We start from the raw sequence: 18312 nt of genomic DNA, 5'->3' as shown, positions 1-18312 counted from the left end.
AAGGGTTTCAAAAGGCTTCTCTTTTGTAAGCCACATTAACTTAATATGGCATTATGTAACTCTGCTAAGGTTTTCCAGAAAAATCAGAATTACCAAACCTTAATCTCAGCTGAGATTTTAAATGGAAAAGCGATTCAAAAATTAAATTTCAAACTAAGCCGTAACTAACTCTAGGTTTTTAATGGCCTGTTTCAACAAATATTGAACGGAACCCAGTTCTTGATTGAAGTAGAATTTCTGATTCACTTCAATCTCTATTCCTGAGTATTTCTTTACTCCAAACTTCTTTCTTAAAGCCGTGGTAAAACCATCGTCAGAGCCTTTATAAGGTTCATTATCATCGATACGAAGTAGAGGGGCGGCATGCGTTAAGTCTTGCTTTAAAGCGGCCGCTATTTTGCTTTCCCTCTTTCTTTTTTCATCGAACAAAATACCGATATCGGTTGGTCGCTTTTTACCATTCCATTCGGGGGTAAAGGTGTGAATTGAAAAATGTACAACTTCATAATTGCTTTCAACTTGTTTTTCAATCCATTGATAAACCGACTTACGATAGGGTTGATAATATTTTCCTAGAAGGAACTTCTTTACATCAGGATCTAATCCCATGGTAAACTCGCTGAAAAGGTTAGGATGGAAAGTAGAACGATTCACCTCAACTAAAAGACGGGTTGTAGGGTGGAGAAAAACTGGCCAGCCAGCCTCGCTACCCAAATAAGTAGCAATTTGAGCCGCACCAGGGTCCCAACCCCGATGCGACTTCAACACCTCATCTTCCCCTTTAAATAAATATGCAAAATGCTCTGGGATGGCATTTCCTGCATGTTCGCAGGTAATTAAAATGCGTCTTCCAGGCATGGATCGAACATCTCGTTATTCTCCAAACAATCGGTTAACTCACGGTACACCATTTTCAAATTGCTGTGATCAAAATTCTCGTTGCAAGCGTCCAAAATACGGCTCGACAATGTTCCCTGATCTAAAATCATATGGATTTGTTCGTACCAAGGTTCCAATCTTTCAGGATATAACTGAAGCAATTTGATGAACATCGTTTTCCAGAATTCGGCAGCCGAAACCTCTTCAAAAGGATCGAAACCGAAAGCCTTCAAATATGCCTTATCATGAATCATGGCATGTTCTCCATGACGAATTACCGACTTGAATATTTGATATAAATCAGTGGTTTTAAACTCATGCTGAGCTTCTGTGCTAATCACTTTTTCATCGACCAACATTTGCAAAGCAGCAATCACCAAGTTGGCAATGGCCAAGTCTGCCGAAGGGCATTCCTGAATGTCAATGATGCGGATTTCAATGGCACCACGATCAAAACGAGCAATCGCCCCTCGTGAATTCAACCAAATAGGATCTAGAATTCCATCATGGTCAAGCGGAGCAATATCTTGCTCTATTTGGCTGTATATGTACTTTCTATAGCTTCTTTTAGAGAAAATAGCTTCCGGAATTACCTTGCCTGTTAAAGAAGGTACTGACTTTTGGTTGTTTTGATAATAGTCCAAACGCTTATCCAAAAAGCCTGTAAACTTACCTTCAATAATAGGTGAACTCGCAGAAAGCGCAGGAATCAACGGTAGCAATACCCTAATGGCTCCATGCAACTTTGAGAATTCTTCATCATCATAAAAAGGCAAGTTGATGTGCGTGCTTTGAAGGTTGCTCCAGCCATGTCCTTTACAGTTGAAGATTCGATCGTAAGCTTCATAGATTTCAGCATTATCATGCAACCAGCGGAATGATTCCCTTTCAGGATTCATCCATGGGTGGGCTGCTGAAGGCATTAACCTTGCATTGAAACCAGCCAAAAGCTCGTTCATTTGCTCAATGGCATCTTTAAAATCCTCAGCCAATTGTTTTAAATCAGCTGTAGGCTCCGAACATTTTAGCTCCAATACATGCAAGGCAAGTTCGTTGGACCACGTAACGCTGCCCAAGTTAACTTCACCCATATATTCACCAGTAAGCGCTTTAAAAACCTCATCGGCAATAGGCTTAACGCTCAAGGTTTCCATATCCACAATCATATATTCCAGTTCTATTCCAAAACCTTGAAACAGATGAAGACGGTTTGTGTTTGTCATGTTATTTCGCTTTAATTCGCTCTAGCATTACTTCCATAATGCGCTCATAGAGCCTGTTTTTCAATATTTTATCTTCCACACCCGAATCAATGTTCGGGTTGTCGTTGATCTCAATCACGTAGAATTTTCCGTTCACTTCCTTTATGTCTACTCCATAAAGTCCGTTGCCAATCAGCTTGGTCGCTTTCAAAGCGGTTCTCAACAAGCCCACAGGTGCTTGCTCCACAGCCAAAGTATCGGCATTGCCTTCCACATGCTTATCGCCTTCTTTCCAGTTTACAATCTGCCAATGGTTTCTGGCCATATGATAACGACAGATATAAAGCGGTTCGTTGTTGATGATTCCTACTCGCCAATCAAAAGGTGTTGGCATAAACTCCTGACCAATGAGCAATTCAGACCCCTTGAAAAAGCCTTTCAATAAAGCTTTTAGCTCATCGGGGTTATTCACCTTTTTAACTCCTTTTGAAAATGCACCATCGGGCTCTTTCAAAATGAAAGGGAATTGAAGCTTTTCTGTATCAGGCGTGGCTTTATCGCGTGAAATGATTGTTGACTTCGGAACAGGGATTTTGTGGCTTGTCATCAATTCGTTGAGGTATACTTTGTTGGTACATCTCAAAATCGACATTGGGTCATCAATGACCACTAAACCTTCTGATTCAGCTTTTTTCGCAAAACGGAAAGTGTGGTTATTTACATTCGTGGTTTCCCTGATCAACAAAGCATCGAACTGAGTGAGCCTTGCGTAATCGTTTTTGGTGATGATTTCAGTATTGAAACCCGTTTTCTCAGCGGCTTTTACAAATTTCTGTAAGGCCTTTGCGTTTGACGGTGGGTTGTTATCCTCTGGATTCACCAAAATGGCCAAATCGTACTTTCTTCTTGGGTTGTTCTTTCTAACCACCATTTTTCGGGTTAAAAAAAGTCCCAATTGCTCGCCCAATGTCAGTCTATCTTCCGCAGATAAATCATAAATGTTCATGGGTTTAAGTTGTTCTAACACCCACTTTTCCTTTTTGATAAAAACCGCTTTTAGAATAGGGGACTGGAACAAGTTGAAGAGCAAGAGTCCCAATTTTCCGGTGTTTACACTTCCTGTAAAACCAAAATAAATTTTCAGTTCGAACTTGAGTTCAGTTAAGCCTTTAAAGGTTTTCTGAATCAATTCGTCAAAGTCTTGAGCATCATCCTTAATCATGGCCGGAAAGCGGAAATCTTGAATTGTGGCCACTTCGGGCAGCACCTTGTGATTTCGGGCTTCGGCCAATAACGAAACATAATAGCCAGTAGTTTGATATTGATAAGAGCGGCAAAGGTTGATGACTTTTACATTGTTGAGATGCCTTAAACCTTCGTTAGCGAAGTATTCTCTGGCAGAAATCACCTCTACTCCGGGTATATCAAACTTCCATTTTTTTGGGTTTTCTGTTACTATCAGTTTCGACATTAGCTTTTAGGTTCGATGATAAGAAGATTGGCATCGTAGGTTACAATGCCCAACATGATGGCGTTAATCAGTCGGTTGATGCCCACACTGTAGTGGTGGCCTTGGCTCAACGGATTATTTTTTAACGGGTCTGCCACAGACACTTCACCACTCTCTTCATGATATCCATTTAACACCACGAAGTGACCTACTGGCACACCCCTTAAATCATCATATTCGGTTACGGTTTCTCCGATTTCGCGCTTACTGCCATACAAGTATGTGGCACTTAAGCCCGTTAAAATCGGTTTTTGAGCATTCAAAAATCCCTTGATCAGATCTGGAGTTAAGTCTTCAAACTTTATTTCTCCACCCAACTTTAGAAACTTCATGTATGCATTAGATGCGAACTGAATTCTACGCTGGATTTTATATCTTCTTTGAAGGGAAAGTTTGTGCTGCAAATCCACTTCGGAGCCTTCGAACCAAGAAGGGTCGAAAAGCTGCAAATTGTAAGTGTAAATCGTAGCCTTGTATCCTTTTCTCAAAGCGTGGTTTCCAAGGTTTACAGCCAAGGTTCCGCCCGTTTTAAGCTGCTTCACTTGCCCAATAACCTCAGGCAGCGATATATAATCATCGTAATATTGATAAACAGCCTGCAAGCAAGTTGGCCCACAAGTGGAGTCCGTAGGCTGAGGCAGCATATCAATATCAAACCATGTCTTATCCAGAACGATCATCTAATTTTTTAACTTTAATGCACCTTTGACGCAATCATTCTGAAAAGTCACAGGTGGTTCAACAATTATTTTATGATCAATAATCCAAACTTGAGCGATGAGGAAATAGTGGCCATGCTAAATGGTGGGGCTCATGAGCGCTATTTCGCCCTTATTACTACGCGATATGAGGGCTATATTCTGAAAAAGTGTTTCAGTTACGTGAAAAACGATGATGCGGCTGAAGACCTTTGTCAAGAGATATTGATCAAGGTTTTTATGCAGCTGAAGCAGTTCAGGAAAGAAGCCAAATTTAAAACTTGGCTATATGCCATTATTCACCACACTTGCATTGATTATTTAAGAAAAGAGAAAAAGAAAACCCACAAGGTGATTTCGGAAAAGCTACAAGAAGAAATGGCCGATTTGGTTAACGAAGAAAATGTAGATTTGGACAGTTTGGAAAACGCCCTAAATCAACTTTTGGAAGAAATTACACCTGAGGAAAAACTGATTCTGCTTTTAAAATACAAAGAGAAACATTCCATAAAAGAAATTGAACTGTCTCTGGGAATTTCTGAAAGCGCGGTTAAAATGAGGCTCTCACGCGCCAAGGAAAAGATTAATAAGCTATACGCAAAATATAACCGCTAGAGCCTCAATCAAGATTTCCCTTCCACCAAAACCACAAATTCGCCTTTCACGCCTTTTTCAGTAAAATGCGCAATGACTTCGGAAAGTGAACCACGAACGGTCTCTTCAAACATTTTTGTAATTTCTCTGGAAACGGAAGCTTTTCTATCACCCAAATGCTCTTTTAATTGCTCAAGGCACTTGATCAAGCGATGAGGAGATTCATAAAGAATAATAGTTCGTTCTTCTTCCGCAAGTTTTTGCAAGCGGGTCTGGCGACCTTTCTTATGAGGCAGGAAACCTTCAAACACAAAGCGATCGGAAGGCAAACCTGAGTTTACCAATGCAGGCACAAAAGCGGTTGCACCGGGCAAGCAGTTCACCTCTAAACCAGCTTTAATCACCTCGCGGACCAAAAGAAACCCTGGATCTGAAATAGAAGGTGTTCCAGCATCAGAAACTAAGGCAAAGCGTTCGCCTTTTTCCATTCTGCCGATGAGCTGCTCTACTGTTTTGTGCTCGTTAAAAATATGATAGCTCTGTAAAGGTTTGGCAATATTGTGGTGCTTTAACAACTTGCCAGAAGTGCGGGTATCTTCCGCCAAAATCATATCTACCTCATTTAAAACCCTAAGCGCACGTAGCGTTATATCTTCTAAATTCCCAATGGGAGTTGGCACAAGGTAGAGTGAAATTTCAGTCATTAAATTAGGCTATCGATTTTCGCTGCTAATTTACGGTCCTTTTCTGTAATGGTGTTACCCTCATCGTGAGTTGTGAGTTCAATATTCACCGTATTATAAACATTAGACCAGTTTGGATGATGATTCATTTTTTCAGCTTCAATGGCCACTTTTGTCATAAAGCCAAAAGCTTGTGTAAAATCATCGAATTTAAACTCTCTCACTAATTTGTTATCCTTCTCTTCCCACATGGTCTACTCATTTATGGCTGTTATAATGTACTGATATTGTAGACTGTTCAAATCCGTTTTTGTTTTCGAAAAGCCTGCCGCTCTCAATTGACGTACAACTTCATTGGCAGCAATCTTACTTTCATCTGAAGGACCAATCGGGATTTCACCAGCCTTAAAATCAACGATTACCAGTCTACCTCCCTTTTTCATTCCCCTTTTTAGCCTCGGCAGATACTCGGTTTTATTGGGTAAGTAGGCATAGGTATTCACAACCAAAACTACATCTGCTTCATTATCCAACAAGTTCGGGACATCGGCAGGAGTTAGCCGGGTTTCTATATTGTCGGCCCAGCTTCCTACTATTTCCTTTTGGTTTTGAATGTACTCCAGAGAGTTTGGATCAATATCTAAAGCAATAACCTTTTTGGCTCTTCTTGCTATTTTAAAAGTGAAATAGCCCGAACCAGCACCTACATCCGCAACAACTTCGTTTTCCAAATTGCCCAACAAATCGATGATCAAATCAGGGTTTTGCCAATCGGTGCGCTCTTCATCTTCGGAAGAAGGTTCTGCCTGAAGCGAATCCTGTGGTTGCTGTTTTTTACTCTCTTTGGAAGGGGCAATAGTTTCCTTAGTTTGGGTTTCGTTCTCCTTTTTTGAGCAACCCAAAACCAGTGCAAAAGCACAGAAAACCATATAGTGTTTGAATCTAAAGGGCAATGATTCCTTCTATTTTAGCAGCTTCTTTGTAGATTTCTATAATAGCATCGCTGGAAGGCATCATAGGTTTAGCCGTAACACTAATGTAAGTACCCTTGCTGGATGCCTTAAACTGTACTTCATGGCCTGGGAAAAGCCTTTTTACCTCCTCCTGCTTTCCGTCCGTCACAATAAATTTGAACATATAAAGCGCAGGAAAATCATGCGTGTTCTCCAGCTTTTCCTTGAACTGTTCTGTTGTATACTTTTCCATGCCCTAAAGTTAAGAACGTATGGGTAAAAAAAATCGGCCCGAAGGCCGATTCAATTTCTTAATAGAATTTATAACGTTTATCAACGATGTCGGCTTTGGCCCTTACTGCTTGATTAAGCTTGAATTGGCTGCTTGCCGATAATCTTTGCTGAACCTGATTCACATAAGTAGTGTAGTCAGAAATAGTAGCTGGTTCAGTTTTAGATTTCAACTCGATAATAACCACACCGCTATCGGTAGTGATTGCTTTAGTTCTATCGCCAGCATTCTTTAAAGCGAAAGCTGCACCAACTGCTGCTGGAGCACTGCCTACATTTGGTAAAGAAGCATTAGCAAGTTTGATTTGAGTATCATTATATACTTGAGCAAGCGCATCGAATGAATTGCTGATATCAGACAATGAACCTGAAGCATTAGCAAGTTTGTCTTTGATAGACTTCGCTTTTCTTTCGTTTTGAACTTTGATTTTGATTTCGCCTCTTACATCATCAAGCTTAGCAATACCTGCTTCAACTTTTCCTCTGTAAACCGCTACAATATATTCATCGCCCAATTCGAAATCTTGAACATCACCTACAGAAGCGTCACCATAAGTCCAAGTAACAACTTGTCTTGCGTTTTGCAAACGGCCGATGCTAGAGCTGCTAGAAAGAATGTTGTCTGCATTGAAAACAGAATAACCATTCTCTGAAGCGTAATTGATGAATTCATCGTATGAATCAGCATTGAAAACAAAATCACCAGCTTTTTGGTAAGCAGCATCAATAGTTTCGTCAGAAGGAGTCAACTCTTTAATGATGATAGCCAATTTGTATCTGTTGTTAGAAGGTGCGTTTACAACATCGATAATGTGGTAACCGAATTCACTTTCTATTACTTTATTGATTACGCCAGTTCTTGAAGCTCCAAAAGCAGCGTTTTCAAAAGGCTCAGTCCATTGACCTTGACCAGAACCACCTTTCTTGTACCAACCTAAATCGCCACCAGCAGTAGCAGAACCATCGTCAGAATTTTCTCTGGCCAATGTAGCGAAGTCTTCACCGTTTCTAGCTCTTCTCAATAAACCATCAGCTTTAGTTTTTGCTTTTGCTTTATCTGAAGCAGAAAGACCTTCAGTCTTAATCAAAATGTGGCTAACGCGAACAAATTCACTTTCGCTTTTAACGATATCAGAAAGTTTGTACAGTCTGTAAATTCCGTTAGACAAGTTTGGTCCAACCACATCACCTTTTTTCAAACCTGAAAGGTTCTCGGCAATTTCAATTGGAAGGGCAGTAGGATCGTAAGTAGAGAAACCTAATCCTTGCTCTGTATTGATTACTGCGAAAGTAGAGTCGTTGTCAGAATTTTCTAATTGGCTTTTCAATCTGGCCATTTCATCTCTATAATAAGCTGAATCAGCTGCTGAAGGAATAATTGGGAAAGAAACGTAATCAACAGAACGGCTCTCTTCTACTTTGTATTCGTCTTCGTGAGATTTCAAATAAGCATTCAAATCAGAATCGCTGATGTTTCCAATAGAAGCATCGTCAACCGAAATAAATGGAACGTACAAATAGTTTACAGTAGCACTAGCTTGTTGGTTGTAGTATTCTTGTTGAGCTTCAGCAAGTGTTACGTAGTTTGTCTTTTGGAATAGCGCTTGATATTTAGCCATTCTTCTGCTTTCGGCAAGGCTATTTTCAAACATCTGCCATCTAATTCTAGATTGGGCATCCAAATCACTGCTTACTAAAACTTGGTTCAAGAACTCTCTGTCAAGTTCACCAGTTTGAGGGTCAGAGAACTGCTGCAACACTGCAGGGGCAACATTCTTACCTTGTACCATGTCTACTCTTTCATCTGTAGAAACTTCGATACCAGCCTCATCGAATCGTTGAGTGTATGCAATTTGAGCAATAAGCTGCTCCCAAGCCTGATTTCTAATGGTTTGCATCAAAAACTCGTTAGGCGTTACACCATATTGAGCCATGTAATTCTGCTTGATGCTTTCTACCAGATTGGTATATTCTTCTTGACTAATAGTTTCTCCGGCTATTTCACCAACGTCTCTACTAGAGTCTGCGATACCCAAAATGGATTTAAAATCAGAAAGGATGAAAGCCAATAGCGACACCCCAATTGCGATTACCACGATTCGCCCCATCTTTTCACGGAGCGTATTAATTATTGCCATTTGTACTTATTAATTGAAATAGGCGCAAACATAACTGTTTTATGCACTATAATCAAAAGAAAAGGGATACAAAAAGGCCTGTTAATCAGTCTTCTTCGTCAGGAATTACCGTGAACATCACATTGTCGATGCGCGCATCTTCCATCGACACTATTTTTATCTTATATGGCGGAATAGAAATGCTCTCGTTTACTTGCGGAATATTCTCTGTAACGGATAAAATGAAGCCTCCTAAAGTGTCGTAATCGCCTTCAGGAATATCGAATTCGTACTTCTCATTTAGGTAGTCTACCTCGTGGCGCGCACTGAAAATATACTTGTTATCTCCTAACTCCTGTTCTACCCAATCTTCCACATCGTGTTCATCCTGAATCTCTCCAAAAATCTCCTCGATAACGTCTTCTAAACTTACGAGCCCTGAGGTTCCACCAAATTCATCAACTACCAAAGCAAGGCTTTTTCTTTCCTGAATGAATTGAATCATCAGTTCATTTACCAGCATGGTTTCAGGAACGATAATAATTGGGGTCAGAATACTTTCAATATCCTGTGGTTTTTTGAAAAGCTCTAAGGCGTGGCAATAGCCGATCACTTCATCGATGCTATTTTTATATACCAAAACTTTTGAGTGGCCACTTTCTATAAATTCTTCCTTGAGGTCATCAATGGAATCTTCAAGTTCAACTGCCGCAATCTCCGTTCTTGGAATCATACACTCACGAACCTTCACGGTTTTGAATTCCAAGGCATTATTAAAAATCTTGGTGTCCAGCTCTACGCGAGTTTCTTTGATATCTTCATGTGAATTGCGCTGAATGTAAGATCGCAAATCCGTCAAACCAAAAACAGGTCTATCTTCTGAGAAATTCTGTCTGAGAACAAACACGATAATGAACTTCGACATTTGCTCGATAATCCAAACCAAGGGAAACATCAAGCCAAAAACCAAAGCAATGGGCAAAGCCAAAATGCTCAAAAGCCTGTTCGGATTAATAAGAAATATGCTTTTTGGCGTAAACTCAGCGGTAAAAAGTACCAGTAAAGTGGAAAGTATGGTTTGGAAAATCAGCACAATTCCTGGGCTATCCAGATATTCTGGCAAAGCGCTACTAATAAGCGGATCCAGAATTAAGGCCATGAAATAACCATAAATAACCAAAGCAATGGTATTGCCCACCAAAGCAGTGTTGATTAAGCGCGAAGGTTTCTGAATGAAAAAAGCTAAAATACGACCACTCAAGGCTCCTTTTTTGCTTTGTAATTCAATCTGCAACTTGCTGGAACTGACAAAAGCAATTTCTGTCCCTGAAAAAAAAGCTGAGAAAATGAGGCTAATTAAAATAATCGAGCCTTGATAATAGTCCATTAACGTTTGTTTTTGCGCTTTGGCTTTTGCTGAGCCTGTACTTTTTCTTCTCTTTCTTTATGCTTGGCCTTGCGGAATCTGTATAAAAATAACAGACCGATTGATATCATAAAAATAAAATATGATGCCGCCAGTCCGTAAGTCATAGTCTGATGAACAGCTATGATAAACATTACCACGCAAAGAGAGAAAATTATGGTATCAGTTAAGTTCTTCATTCTCTTCTGTAATTTCAAGTTCGCCCCTTGGCGTTTTAATAGAATATTCCGAAAAGTCTTGAGGCGCTTCCAATCCCTCTCCCTTAATTAAGTCCGTTTCGGTTTCGATGGTAAAGAAGCGTTCGGTAAAAATCTTTTCGGTTACCTGATTCCAAAACAGCTCCTCGGTTCTTAATGTTTGTTTCTCTTTTAAATTGTGAACATACACATCGCCTGTGGCTCTATAAAGCTTCGTTTTAGCATCAAAATAACCGTAGTCGGCAGTCAAAACGGAAGTAGTGTCACCTTCAGGATCGAAAAAATCGATTCTGATCTTATCAGGAAATTCCACATCTGAATTCTGATACGTTAGCTGCTCGCCTCCAGTTATGATCAGCTTCAAAATAGAATTTTCCGTCATGATCACCATAACATCTTCCGACTCCAGAGAAGGCCCAGTATACTCTTCCATTTCAGAGAGTTTTTTGGTTTCCCCTACGCAAGAGCACAGAAAAATTACCGGCAGAAGTAGTATGTATTTTTTAAAAGTCATTTCATGAAAAACGGCCTTCCCTAAAGTGTAGAGAAGACCGCTCAATATCAGTTAATCAAAATCTTATTGCTGATCAGGTCTCTTTTGAAGCTTAACGCTTTTCTGAATCCAACATCCAACAAACACAGACTGTCCTACTTCTTTACCTTCAGTAAAGATTTCGCCTTGGCTTGGGAAGTATGTTCTAGCCTGATTGGCTTTAGCCTGGTTTCCACCTTGAATGTAGTAGTCGTAAGCAGCGATAAATTTCGCTCTGTCATCTACTTGGCTTTTCTTTTGATCACACTCTGAGCTTGACAAAATCATGTCACCAATCAAAGTGTACATCTCTTCTTTCAAAGTTGGATCAACTTCAGCAGCTTCCAAAGCTATTTTTCTAGCTTCAGCTTTATTGCCTTCTACTCTTTCAGTGTGAGCAATTTGCTTCAACGCTTTACCTTTATCCGTATTATCGTCAGTTAATTCTAATGCTTTTCTGTAATACTGCTTAGAAAGCTCGTAATTCTTCTCTTGAGCATATCTTGAAGCTAAAAGGTTAGCAATTCCGTAAGAAGGATCTGCTTTAAACAAAGTTTCAGCAGCACTTACAAACCAATCTTCTTCAGTACAACCACCGTTGTAAGCTTGAACAAAAATTTGGTTCGCTAATTCAGCATTCGATGGATCTGCTTCAAACTTAGGAATCAAGTTCTCTACAATAAAAGCACAGTCGATCAAATTAAGGTCAGCCAATTTTTGGTCGATAGTTTCTTTGTTAGCTTCCATCGCCTTAGTGCTTCTTCCTTTGCTTTTCGCATCTGCAATTTGAGCATCGATATGCTCTGAAGCTCTATCGTAAATCTGAAGAATTTCTTCGTCAGTAATTCCAGTTTTTCTAGCGAAAGCCAATGCAGCAGTATTCATGTAATACTTTGCCACAGGATAGTAAGCTTCGTTACCTTCCAAATCATAAGTTTCTTTAAAGATGTCTAAAAGAAACTGAGTTTTATCGGCATCTCTATAGTAGTATTTGAAAGCACTGATGGCTTGTCTATCGATATTCTCTTTTTTAGATTCTGGGAAAATCTCAAATCTCTTGTTGTAAAGCTCCATCACTTTATCAGCAGCAACTTGTCTTTCCTCATCTGTTTTGGCATTGTCAAAAAACTCGTCCCAAATTTTCACACCATTGATGTAGGTAGATTGACTCAAATTTGGATACTCTTTAATTAAGTATTCCAAGTGAGGCTTGGCAGCATCATAGTTGCCAGTGCTTTCGCTGTCACTAAACAAAGTCCACTTTACTTGAGCGTCCTTTCTTTGTTCAGGATCCTCAGGCCAATTGAACTGTGCCGAAGCTGAATATCCAATTGAAAGGATCATCAAGGTAAATAATAACTTAAATTTCATGTCTCTGTAGTTTAGTTATATTGTTGTCTTGCAAACCAGGTTACGTCTTGCAAGCTAAATCCAAGATTAATTTTAATGTAATTCTCTTTGATCAACCCATCAGTTGCCTGACCACGCTGACCGAATGAAAACCCTAAGTTGACGTTTGAAACACCCCAAAAAGCATTCAATGGAATAGACGTTCCAAAATCTATACCAAAATCACCTACTTGATTATTATTGATTAAATATGGGGTCCTTTCGTAGTGAAACCCGAATCTATAAGTAATTCTGCTAGAAAGCTTACCGTTTTCAGAATTTGGTATAAATTCTCCACCAACGGCAATTCTATAAGCATCTCCGAAGTCTGAACTGGTTGTTCCAGATTCAGTAACAAACTGGCTCCAAGCCTGAGTTTGCAAATCAACACCAATGGTAAACTTCTGGAATTTCTCGTACGAAATACCAAAACCTAATCTTTCAGGAATAGTCAAATGAGAATCAACATTGTTGATGAGCGTATCGCTACTCAACACATTACCACTGGCATTTCTACTTTCAAACTTAGTGAGATTACGACTTCTCAGGTTGGTTTCGATATTGTAGAAAGCACCCAAGTTAAGCGCTTTGGTTTTAGAAAGTCTTAAGCGGTAAGCCAAACCCAATCTGGCCGTTACATCAGAAAAGCTTCTTCTTTCATTATAATATGTGGAGCCAAATGTGGCTACATCCACGTTACCCAAAACATATTCTGATTGGCGGAAAATTGAACCGAATAAGTAAGAACCTTTCACTCCAATCATTAAATCCCTTCCAATTTTGAAGGCCTGAGTAACATAAACCTCATCAATACCTCCATTACCGTTTAGCTCAGTGTAAACGGTAGAGCCTTCAGGTCCGTCATTGGTTTGAAGCAAACCATAGTTGGCCGAAGAATAAGGACTGATTCCCAAGGCCATATTCCACTTTCCATATTTAATTGGAAGTGAAAAACCGAAATCTTTAAACCCACCTGTAAATGAATTGAAGGTATTATTATCCAAAGTATTTGGATCTGTCTGGGTATAGTTACGCGAATCCAAAGAAGCTCCTAATTGAAAAACCAACTCGTAATTGGTAGCCACCAAAGCCGGATTGATATTATTCAAAAAGAAGCGGTTATTGTAGCTTATTCCTAAGCCACCCATGGCAGAATTGTGCGAATAACCTCCCCAGTTAACATCTCCAATACCTAAAGTAGAGTAACTACTCTGAGTAAATTGAGCATTAAGCCCTGTAGAGAATAAAAAGGCCCATAAAAGGGCTGAATATTTTATTAGATTTTTAAGCATTGCTTACCAAAACACGGTTCGTTCCAACGAGCACTAATTCGAGGGATACAAATATGCCAGCTTTTCTTTTAGATTCAAAAAAATGAGAGTTAGATCGCTTAATAATTGGCTTAAAATCAGTCATTTTTAACGAAATTTGTGAAAAGAGGTAATTTCTAAAGCCACCTTCTCTTATCCAGTAATTAGGCAACCGTTTGCAGGTTAACCGTCTGACTACAAGAAAGATGTAAAACCCTGGTTTGAATGTTCATCAAAAAGGAAGTAGCAATTCTCCACATTTTTCCGCAGTCAAAACCATGATAACGAACCTTCCAATTTAACAACTATTAATTTAGTTTTAATTTTCAAATTGAGCAACTTCAATCGTAAAAACATTAGCGTATGACAGTTTAATCATTAGTTTTACGCCCATAGAAACTATAAGGAAATGAGAGATCTTCTAGAAAAATTCGAAAACAAAAAGCCGGAAATTGTATTTGAATGGAACGATTCTGAAACCGAAGCCTGCGGCTGGGTGGTCATTAATTCGCTTCGAGGAGGCAGTGCAGGAGGAGGAACCCGCATGCGCCCAGGGCTCGATCGAAATGAGGTAGAATCGTTGGCCAAAACCATGGAAGTGAAATTTACGGTAAGCGGACCAGCCATTGGAGGGGCTAAGTCTGGTATCAATTTCGACCCAAACGACCCAAGAAAAAAAGAAGTGCTTAAAAGGTGGTACAAAGCCGTTTATCCACTGCTTAAAAATTACTACGGAACTGGGGGTGATTTAAACATTGATGAAATTGATGAAGTAATTCCGATCACTGAAGATTATGGCCTTTGGCATCCGCAAGAAGGCGTGGTAAATGGGCACTACCAAGCTAACGAACCATTGAAAATTAAACTTCTAGGGCAATTACGCACTGGCGTTTCAAAAGTGGTGGAAGACATCAACTACACTCCTGCTTTAGAACACAAATACACGGTTGCGGATTTAATTACGGGTTATGGCGTAGCCGAGTCTGTAATTCATTATTACGACCTCTGGGGCGGAAGCCTAAATACCAAGCATGCTGTAATTCAAGGCTGGGGAAATGTTGGTGCGTCTGCCGCATACTATCTCGCCAAAGCAGGCGTAAAGATTGTCGGCATTATTGATAGAGATGGCGGTGTAATCAACACTGAGGGTTTCTCTTTCGAAGAAGTCACCCAATTATTTCTAAATAGAAAGGGCAATCAATTGGTGGCTGAAAATATGCTTACCTATGAAGAAGTGAATGAAAAAATTTGGGATTTAGACGCTGAAATTTTTGTTCCCGCAGCTGCTTCAAGGCTGCTCAAAAAGGAATATGTAGACAAAATGTTAGCGACCAAACTAGAAGTAATTGCTTCTGGGGCCAACGTGCCATTTGCTGATAAAGAAATTTTCTTTGGGCCAATCGCGCAGTTTGTAGACGAGCAAATTTCTGTTATTCCTGATTTTATCGCCAACTGTGGAATGGCCAGAGCTTTTGCCTATTTTATGAGCGGATTGGTAGAAATAACAGACCAAGCTATATTTCAGGACACTTCTTTAACCATAAGAAAAGCCTTGGAAGATATTTACAAACAAAACAGCGAACCTACTCATATTGCCAATACAGCGTTTGAAATTGCACTCAAAAAGCTGATTTGACATTAGATTAACATTCGTTTTGCCACTAATGATTATCTTGCCCCGAATTCATTGTGAGCAATTTGTAATATCAATTCAGAAGTATATTTTAGCGACAACATCAACCTACATGATAACCAGACTCTTACTATCCATATTACTGTTTTTCTCGGTCTTTATAGCCAGGGCAGAAAATGTCGATAGATATAGCGAAGTTCCGATTCCTGCCTATTCCGCTGCCATAGTGGAGCAAGAACATCATGAAGAAAATGCTGAACACGAAACCGCTGCAGGTGAGCATCACGTCTCACCTCCAGGCTGGTCTGTAATCCCATTTGTGTTGCTGTTGGCTATGATTGCTACTGGCCCACTTTTCTACGAGCATTTTTGGCATAAGAACTATCCCATTGTTGCTGTTTCATTAGCGGCAATCGTTGTACTTTATTATCTATTCGGTTTAGGTGACGTAACTCATCCTGTGCACGCGCTTGCAGAATACGTTCAGTTTATTGCACTGCTTTCTTCCTTATATATAGCATCGGGTGGAATAATGATCAATGTAGACAAAAAGGCTACACCAATCACCAATGTAGGTTTGCTTGTAGTTGGTGCTGTTATCGCCAACTTGATCGGTACTACCGGAGCATCTATGCTTTTGATCAGACCTTTTGTTCGCTTAAACAAAGGAAGAATTCAGCCTTACCATATTATCTTCTTCATTTTTATGGTGAGCAATATTGGTGGTGCTTTAACTCCAATTGGTGATCCACCATTATTTCTTGGTTTCTTGAAAGGTGTTCCATTCATGTGGACACTGGTTCATAACTTCTTTCCATGGGCCACGGCTCTCGGTATATTGTCTGTTATTTTCTACATACTAGACAAAAGAAACACTGACGTTGATCCTGACGAAGTACCTAATTACACGAATAAAACTTCTATTCTTGGGGCTAGAAACTTCTTTTGGTTAGCAGTAATTATTGCCTCAGTTTTCTTAGACCCGAACGTAATTGAGGGCGTTCCAGCCATTCATTATCATGGACAAAAATTCTCTTTCTTAAGAGAATTGATCATGTTGAGCGTAGGCTATTTCTCTTTCCGTTTTGCTGATAAAAGGGCGATCGAAGGCAATGAATTTAACTTTGAACCTATTCGTGAGGTAGCATTTATTTTCATTGGGATTTTCGGAACGATGATGCCTGCCTTGGCTTTGGTAAGTGAATTCGCTCAGTCTGAAACAGGAGTTGAATTGATCAGCCATAATACTTTGTACTGGGGAACAGGAGTTCTTTCAGGATTTTTGGATAACGCTCCAACTTATTTGAATTTCTTAGCGGCTGCCCTTGCCTCGCAAGGTGGTGACATCAACTCAATATTAGATGTACAAAGTTATGCTGCCGGAGGAATTTATGATGATTCGGTATTGAACTTAACCGCCATAGCGGTTGGTGCGGTATTCTTCGGGGCCATGACTTACATTGGTAACGGCCCAAACTTTATGGTGAAGTCCATTGCAGAACAAACCGGTATTCACATGCCTTCTTTCTTTGGCTACATTCTTAGGTATTCAGTTCCTATTTTGTTGCCAATCTTTGTAGTCATTTGGCTCATTTTCTTCTTCTAAAAGAAAAAGTATTCTTACTTAGTGAAGTGCTATTGATTGGCTTTCTGAAGAAACATTGCGATATTATGTCTCTAAGTTGAAAGCTTATGAATAGCATTTACCTTGATTTGATATTAAGCAGCATTGTTTATGTGCTAGTCACCTACCTCTCATTTCAATTTATAAAGAGGCACTGGTTGATTAACAAAACTGATAATGATGATTCGGATGGAGGTTTTGAGCTAACACCTCCTCAAATTGATCTTCCTCCTGGCGTTTCATGGCCAAGCAAAACGGAGAAGAATAAAGAATTAGAAAACGTAATTTAAGGTCTAGTTTACTCGGCATTTATCGCAAACACCCGTGACCAAGTAATTGCTTTCTTCAGCTTCAAAACCTTTAGGAAGTTTCACCGAAGGAATTTCAACATGTTCTAAACAAGTGGTTTGTTCGCAAACATTGCATTTGAAGTGAATGTGGTTGTGTTGATGAGCACCTTCAGAGCATTCGTCCGCACAAAGTGCATAACGAATTCCTCCTCTATCATCCAGAATTTTATGGATTAGGCCTTTGTCCAAAAACGACTTTAAGGTTCTATAAATCGTTACCCTATCGTATTTACCATCAACCGTTGCTTCGATATCGGCATGAGAAACCGCCACCTCATTATTGAGAAATATATCCACAATATCGGCCCGGCCTTGGGTAAGGCGTAAAGAATGTTCTTTTAAAAGTTGTTTAACGTGCGCGTCCACAATCAAATATAATCATTCACGTGTAAAATGAATGAAAAGCCGATTAAGTTCCTTGAAGGCTATTCGCCTTTGTTGCTTTTTTTGGTAAACAAGCGCCCAATAGATCTTACCGTTCTTTTCTCCCAATTCCACACAAAACGGAATTGCCCAAACAGGGTACCATAAATGAGAAAGAAAAGTTGGTAAAGCGGGAAAATTAAGACGATATACAGCAAAATCTTCTCAAACAAAGGCAGGCTACTCATGCCAAAGAAATCGAAAATAAAGGGTTTAATCGCAACCACCGACATTCCCGTAAGCGAGAAAACAACCAAGACCAACACCACCTGAGTAAGCGATTCTAAATGCCATCGCTCCTTCATTTTTTCCAAAAAGCCCTCTTTTGCCACAGTCTTATAATTTTAAAACCGCACGAAGTTAGGAATGTTGATCTTAAACCCCAAGTTCAATTACCGTTCAATCAAAAAAAGCCTTTTGGCATAGAATTGGGCAGATTATTTCAATAAATTACACTGTAAATAGACACTTCATCACTCATGCACGATTTAGATAAATTTC

At 39.7% G+C, this 18312-nt stretch carries 20 protein-coding genes; 4 read left to right on the top strand and 16 right to left on the bottom strand.

The annotated features are described in order from the left end of the window. Nucleotides 1–153: 153 nt before the first annotated feature. Genes ACXACJ_RS20935 through ACXACJ_RS20920 form a run of 4 tightly spaced genes read right to left on the bottom strand, consistent with a single transcriptional unit; the run spans nt 154 to nt 4271 of the window. On the bottom strand, nt 154–858 hold the full coding sequence (locus ACXACJ_RS20935) for an N-formylglutamate amidohydrolase (RefSeq protein ID WP_475136383.1): 705 nt from the start codon (nt 856–858) through the stop codon (nt 154–156). Beyond that, nucleotides 837–2102, bottom strand: a complete 1266-nt coding sequence (locus ACXACJ_RS20930; protein ID WP_475136382.1) for a carboxylate-amine ligase — start codon at nt 2100–2102, stop codon at nt 837–839. The genes ACXACJ_RS20935 and ACXACJ_RS20930 overlap by 22 nt, the downstream gene beginning before the upstream one ends. Nucleotide 2103: 1 nt before the next feature. After that, nucleotides 2104–3552 carry a RimK family protein gene (locus ACXACJ_RS20925; RefSeq protein WP_475136381.1) on the bottom strand — a complete coding sequence of 483 codons (1449 nt, stop codon included), beginning with the start codon at nt 3550–3552 and terminating at the stop codon, nt 2104–2106. Further along, nucleotides 3552–4271: a cysteine peptidase family C39 domain-containing protein gene (locus ACXACJ_RS20920; protein WP_475136380.1), complete on the bottom strand. Its 720-nt coding sequence runs from the start codon at nt 4269–4271 to the stop codon at nt 3552–3554. The genes ACXACJ_RS20925 and ACXACJ_RS20920 overlap by 1 nt, the downstream gene beginning before the upstream one ends. Nucleotides 4272–4343: 72 nt before the next feature. On the opposite strand from ACXACJ_RS20920, the gene ACXACJ_RS20915 reads away from it, so the two are divergent. Beyond that, entirely contained in the window at nt 4344–4904 is a 561-nt protein-coding gene (locus ACXACJ_RS20915; RefSeq protein ID WP_475136379.1) for an RNA polymerase sigma factor, read from the top strand. A gap of 8 nt (nt 4905–4912) precedes the next feature. Here the strand turns inward: ACXACJ_RS20915 and rsmI are convergent, their stop codons facing one another. From rsmI to bamG, 10 genes are all read right to left on the bottom strand, one after another. Continuing rightward, nucleotides 4913–5587, bottom strand: coding sequence for a 16S rRNA (cytidine(1402)-2'-O)-methyltransferase (rsmI, locus tag ACXACJ_RS20910; protein WP_475136378.1), 675 nt, complete (start codon nt 5585–5587; stop codon nt 4913–4915). Next, complete coding sequence (locus ACXACJ_RS20905) at nt 5587–5817, bottom strand: 4a-hydroxytetrahydrobiopterin dehydratase (RefSeq protein ID WP_475136377.1); 231 nt, start codon at nt 5815–5817, stop codon at nt 5587–5589. The genes rsmI and ACXACJ_RS20905 overlap by 1 nt, the downstream gene beginning before the upstream one ends. Before the next feature lie 3 nt (nt 5818–5820). Continuing rightward, nucleotides 5821–6495, bottom strand: coding sequence for a class I SAM-dependent methyltransferase (locus tag ACXACJ_RS20900; RefSeq protein ID WP_475136376.1), 675 nt, complete (start codon nt 6493–6495; stop codon nt 5821–5823). Nucleotides 6496–6508: 13 nt separating this feature from the next. Then, a complete protein-coding gene (locus ACXACJ_RS20895; RefSeq protein ID WP_475136375.1) occupies nt 6509–6772 on the bottom strand; it encodes a DUF493 family protein in 264 nt (87 codons plus the stop codon). A 58-nt stretch (nt 6773–6830) separates the two neighbouring features. Beyond that, nucleotides 6831–8948 carry a peptidylprolyl isomerase gene (locus tag ACXACJ_RS20890; RefSeq protein ID WP_475136374.1) on the bottom strand — a complete coding sequence of 706 codons (2118 nt, stop codon included), beginning with the start codon at nt 8946–8948 and terminating at the stop codon, nt 6831–6833. Nucleotides 8949–9033: 85 nt separating this feature from the next. After that, the gene (locus ACXACJ_RS20885; RefSeq protein WP_475136373.1) at nt 9034–10314 is read right to left on the bottom strand and encodes a hemolysin family protein; all 1281 of its coding nucleotides are present in this window, start codon (nt 10312–10314) and stop codon (nt 9034–9036) included. After that, a complete protein-coding gene (locus ACXACJ_RS20880) occupies nt 10314–10460 on the bottom strand; it encodes a hypothetical protein (RefSeq protein WP_475136372.1) in 147 nt (48 codons plus the stop codon). The genes ACXACJ_RS20885 and ACXACJ_RS20880 overlap by 1 nt, the downstream gene beginning before the upstream one ends. A 55-nt stretch (nt 10461–10515) precedes the next feature. After that, on the bottom strand, nt 10516–11064 hold the full coding sequence (gene lptC, locus ACXACJ_RS20875; RefSeq protein WP_475136798.1) for an LPS export ABC transporter periplasmic protein LptC: 549 nt from the start codon (nt 11062–11064) through the stop codon (nt 10516–10518). A 63-nt stretch (nt 11065–11127) separates the two neighbouring features. Continuing rightward, complete coding sequence (locus ACXACJ_RS20870; protein WP_475136371.1) at nt 11128–12453, bottom strand: tetratricopeptide repeat protein; 1326 nt, start codon at nt 12451–12453, stop codon at nt 11128–11130. A gap of 11 nt (nt 12454–12464) precedes the next feature. Continuing rightward, a complete protein-coding gene (gene bamG / locus ACXACJ_RS20865; RefSeq protein WP_475136370.1) occupies nt 12465–13763 on the bottom strand; it encodes a BamG family beta-barrel-assembly machinery protein in 1299 nt (432 codons plus the stop codon). Nucleotides 13764–14190: 427 nt separating this feature from the next. On the opposite strand from bamG, the gene ACXACJ_RS20860 reads away from it, so the two are divergent. From ACXACJ_RS20860 to ACXACJ_RS20850, 3 genes are all read left to right on the top strand, one after another. Beyond that, on the top strand, nt 14191–15417 hold the full coding sequence (locus ACXACJ_RS20860) for a Glu/Leu/Phe/Val dehydrogenase dimerization domain-containing protein (protein WP_475136369.1): 1227 nt from the start codon (nt 14191–14193) through the stop codon (nt 15415–15417). 109 nt (nt 15418–15526) lie between these two features. Beyond that, nucleotides 15527–17020 (top strand): sodium:proton antiporter, encoded by a 1494-nt coding sequence (locus ACXACJ_RS20855; RefSeq protein ID WP_475136368.1) that lies wholly within the window; start codon nt 15527–15529, stop codon nt 17018–17020. A gap of 86 nt (nt 17021–17106) precedes the next feature. Continuing rightward, nucleotides 17107–17328 carry a hypothetical protein gene (locus ACXACJ_RS20850; RefSeq protein ID WP_475136367.1) on the top strand — a complete coding sequence of 74 codons (222 nt, stop codon included), beginning with the start codon at nt 17107–17109 and terminating at the stop codon, nt 17326–17328. A gap of 3 nt (nt 17329–17331) precedes the next feature. On the opposite strand, the gene ACXACJ_RS20845 is transcribed toward ACXACJ_RS20850, so the two are convergent. Both ACXACJ_RS20845 and ACXACJ_RS20840 read right to left on the bottom strand, forming a co-directional pair. Continuing rightward, nucleotides 17332–17754: a Fur family transcriptional regulator gene (locus ACXACJ_RS20845; protein ID WP_475136366.1), complete on the bottom strand. Its 423-nt coding sequence runs from the start codon at nt 17752–17754 to the stop codon at nt 17332–17334. 59 nt (nt 17755–17813) lie between these two features. Further along, nucleotides 17814–18143, bottom strand: a complete 330-nt coding sequence (locus ACXACJ_RS20840) for a DUF6787 family protein (RefSeq protein WP_475136365.1) — start codon at nt 18141–18143, stop codon at nt 17814–17816. Nucleotides 18144–18312: the final 169 nt, after the last annotated feature.

It is taken from the genome of Roseivirga sp. AWQ4_251 (assembly GCF_056158225.1).
This window is presented reverse-complemented; position numbering and strand designations above follow the sequence as displayed.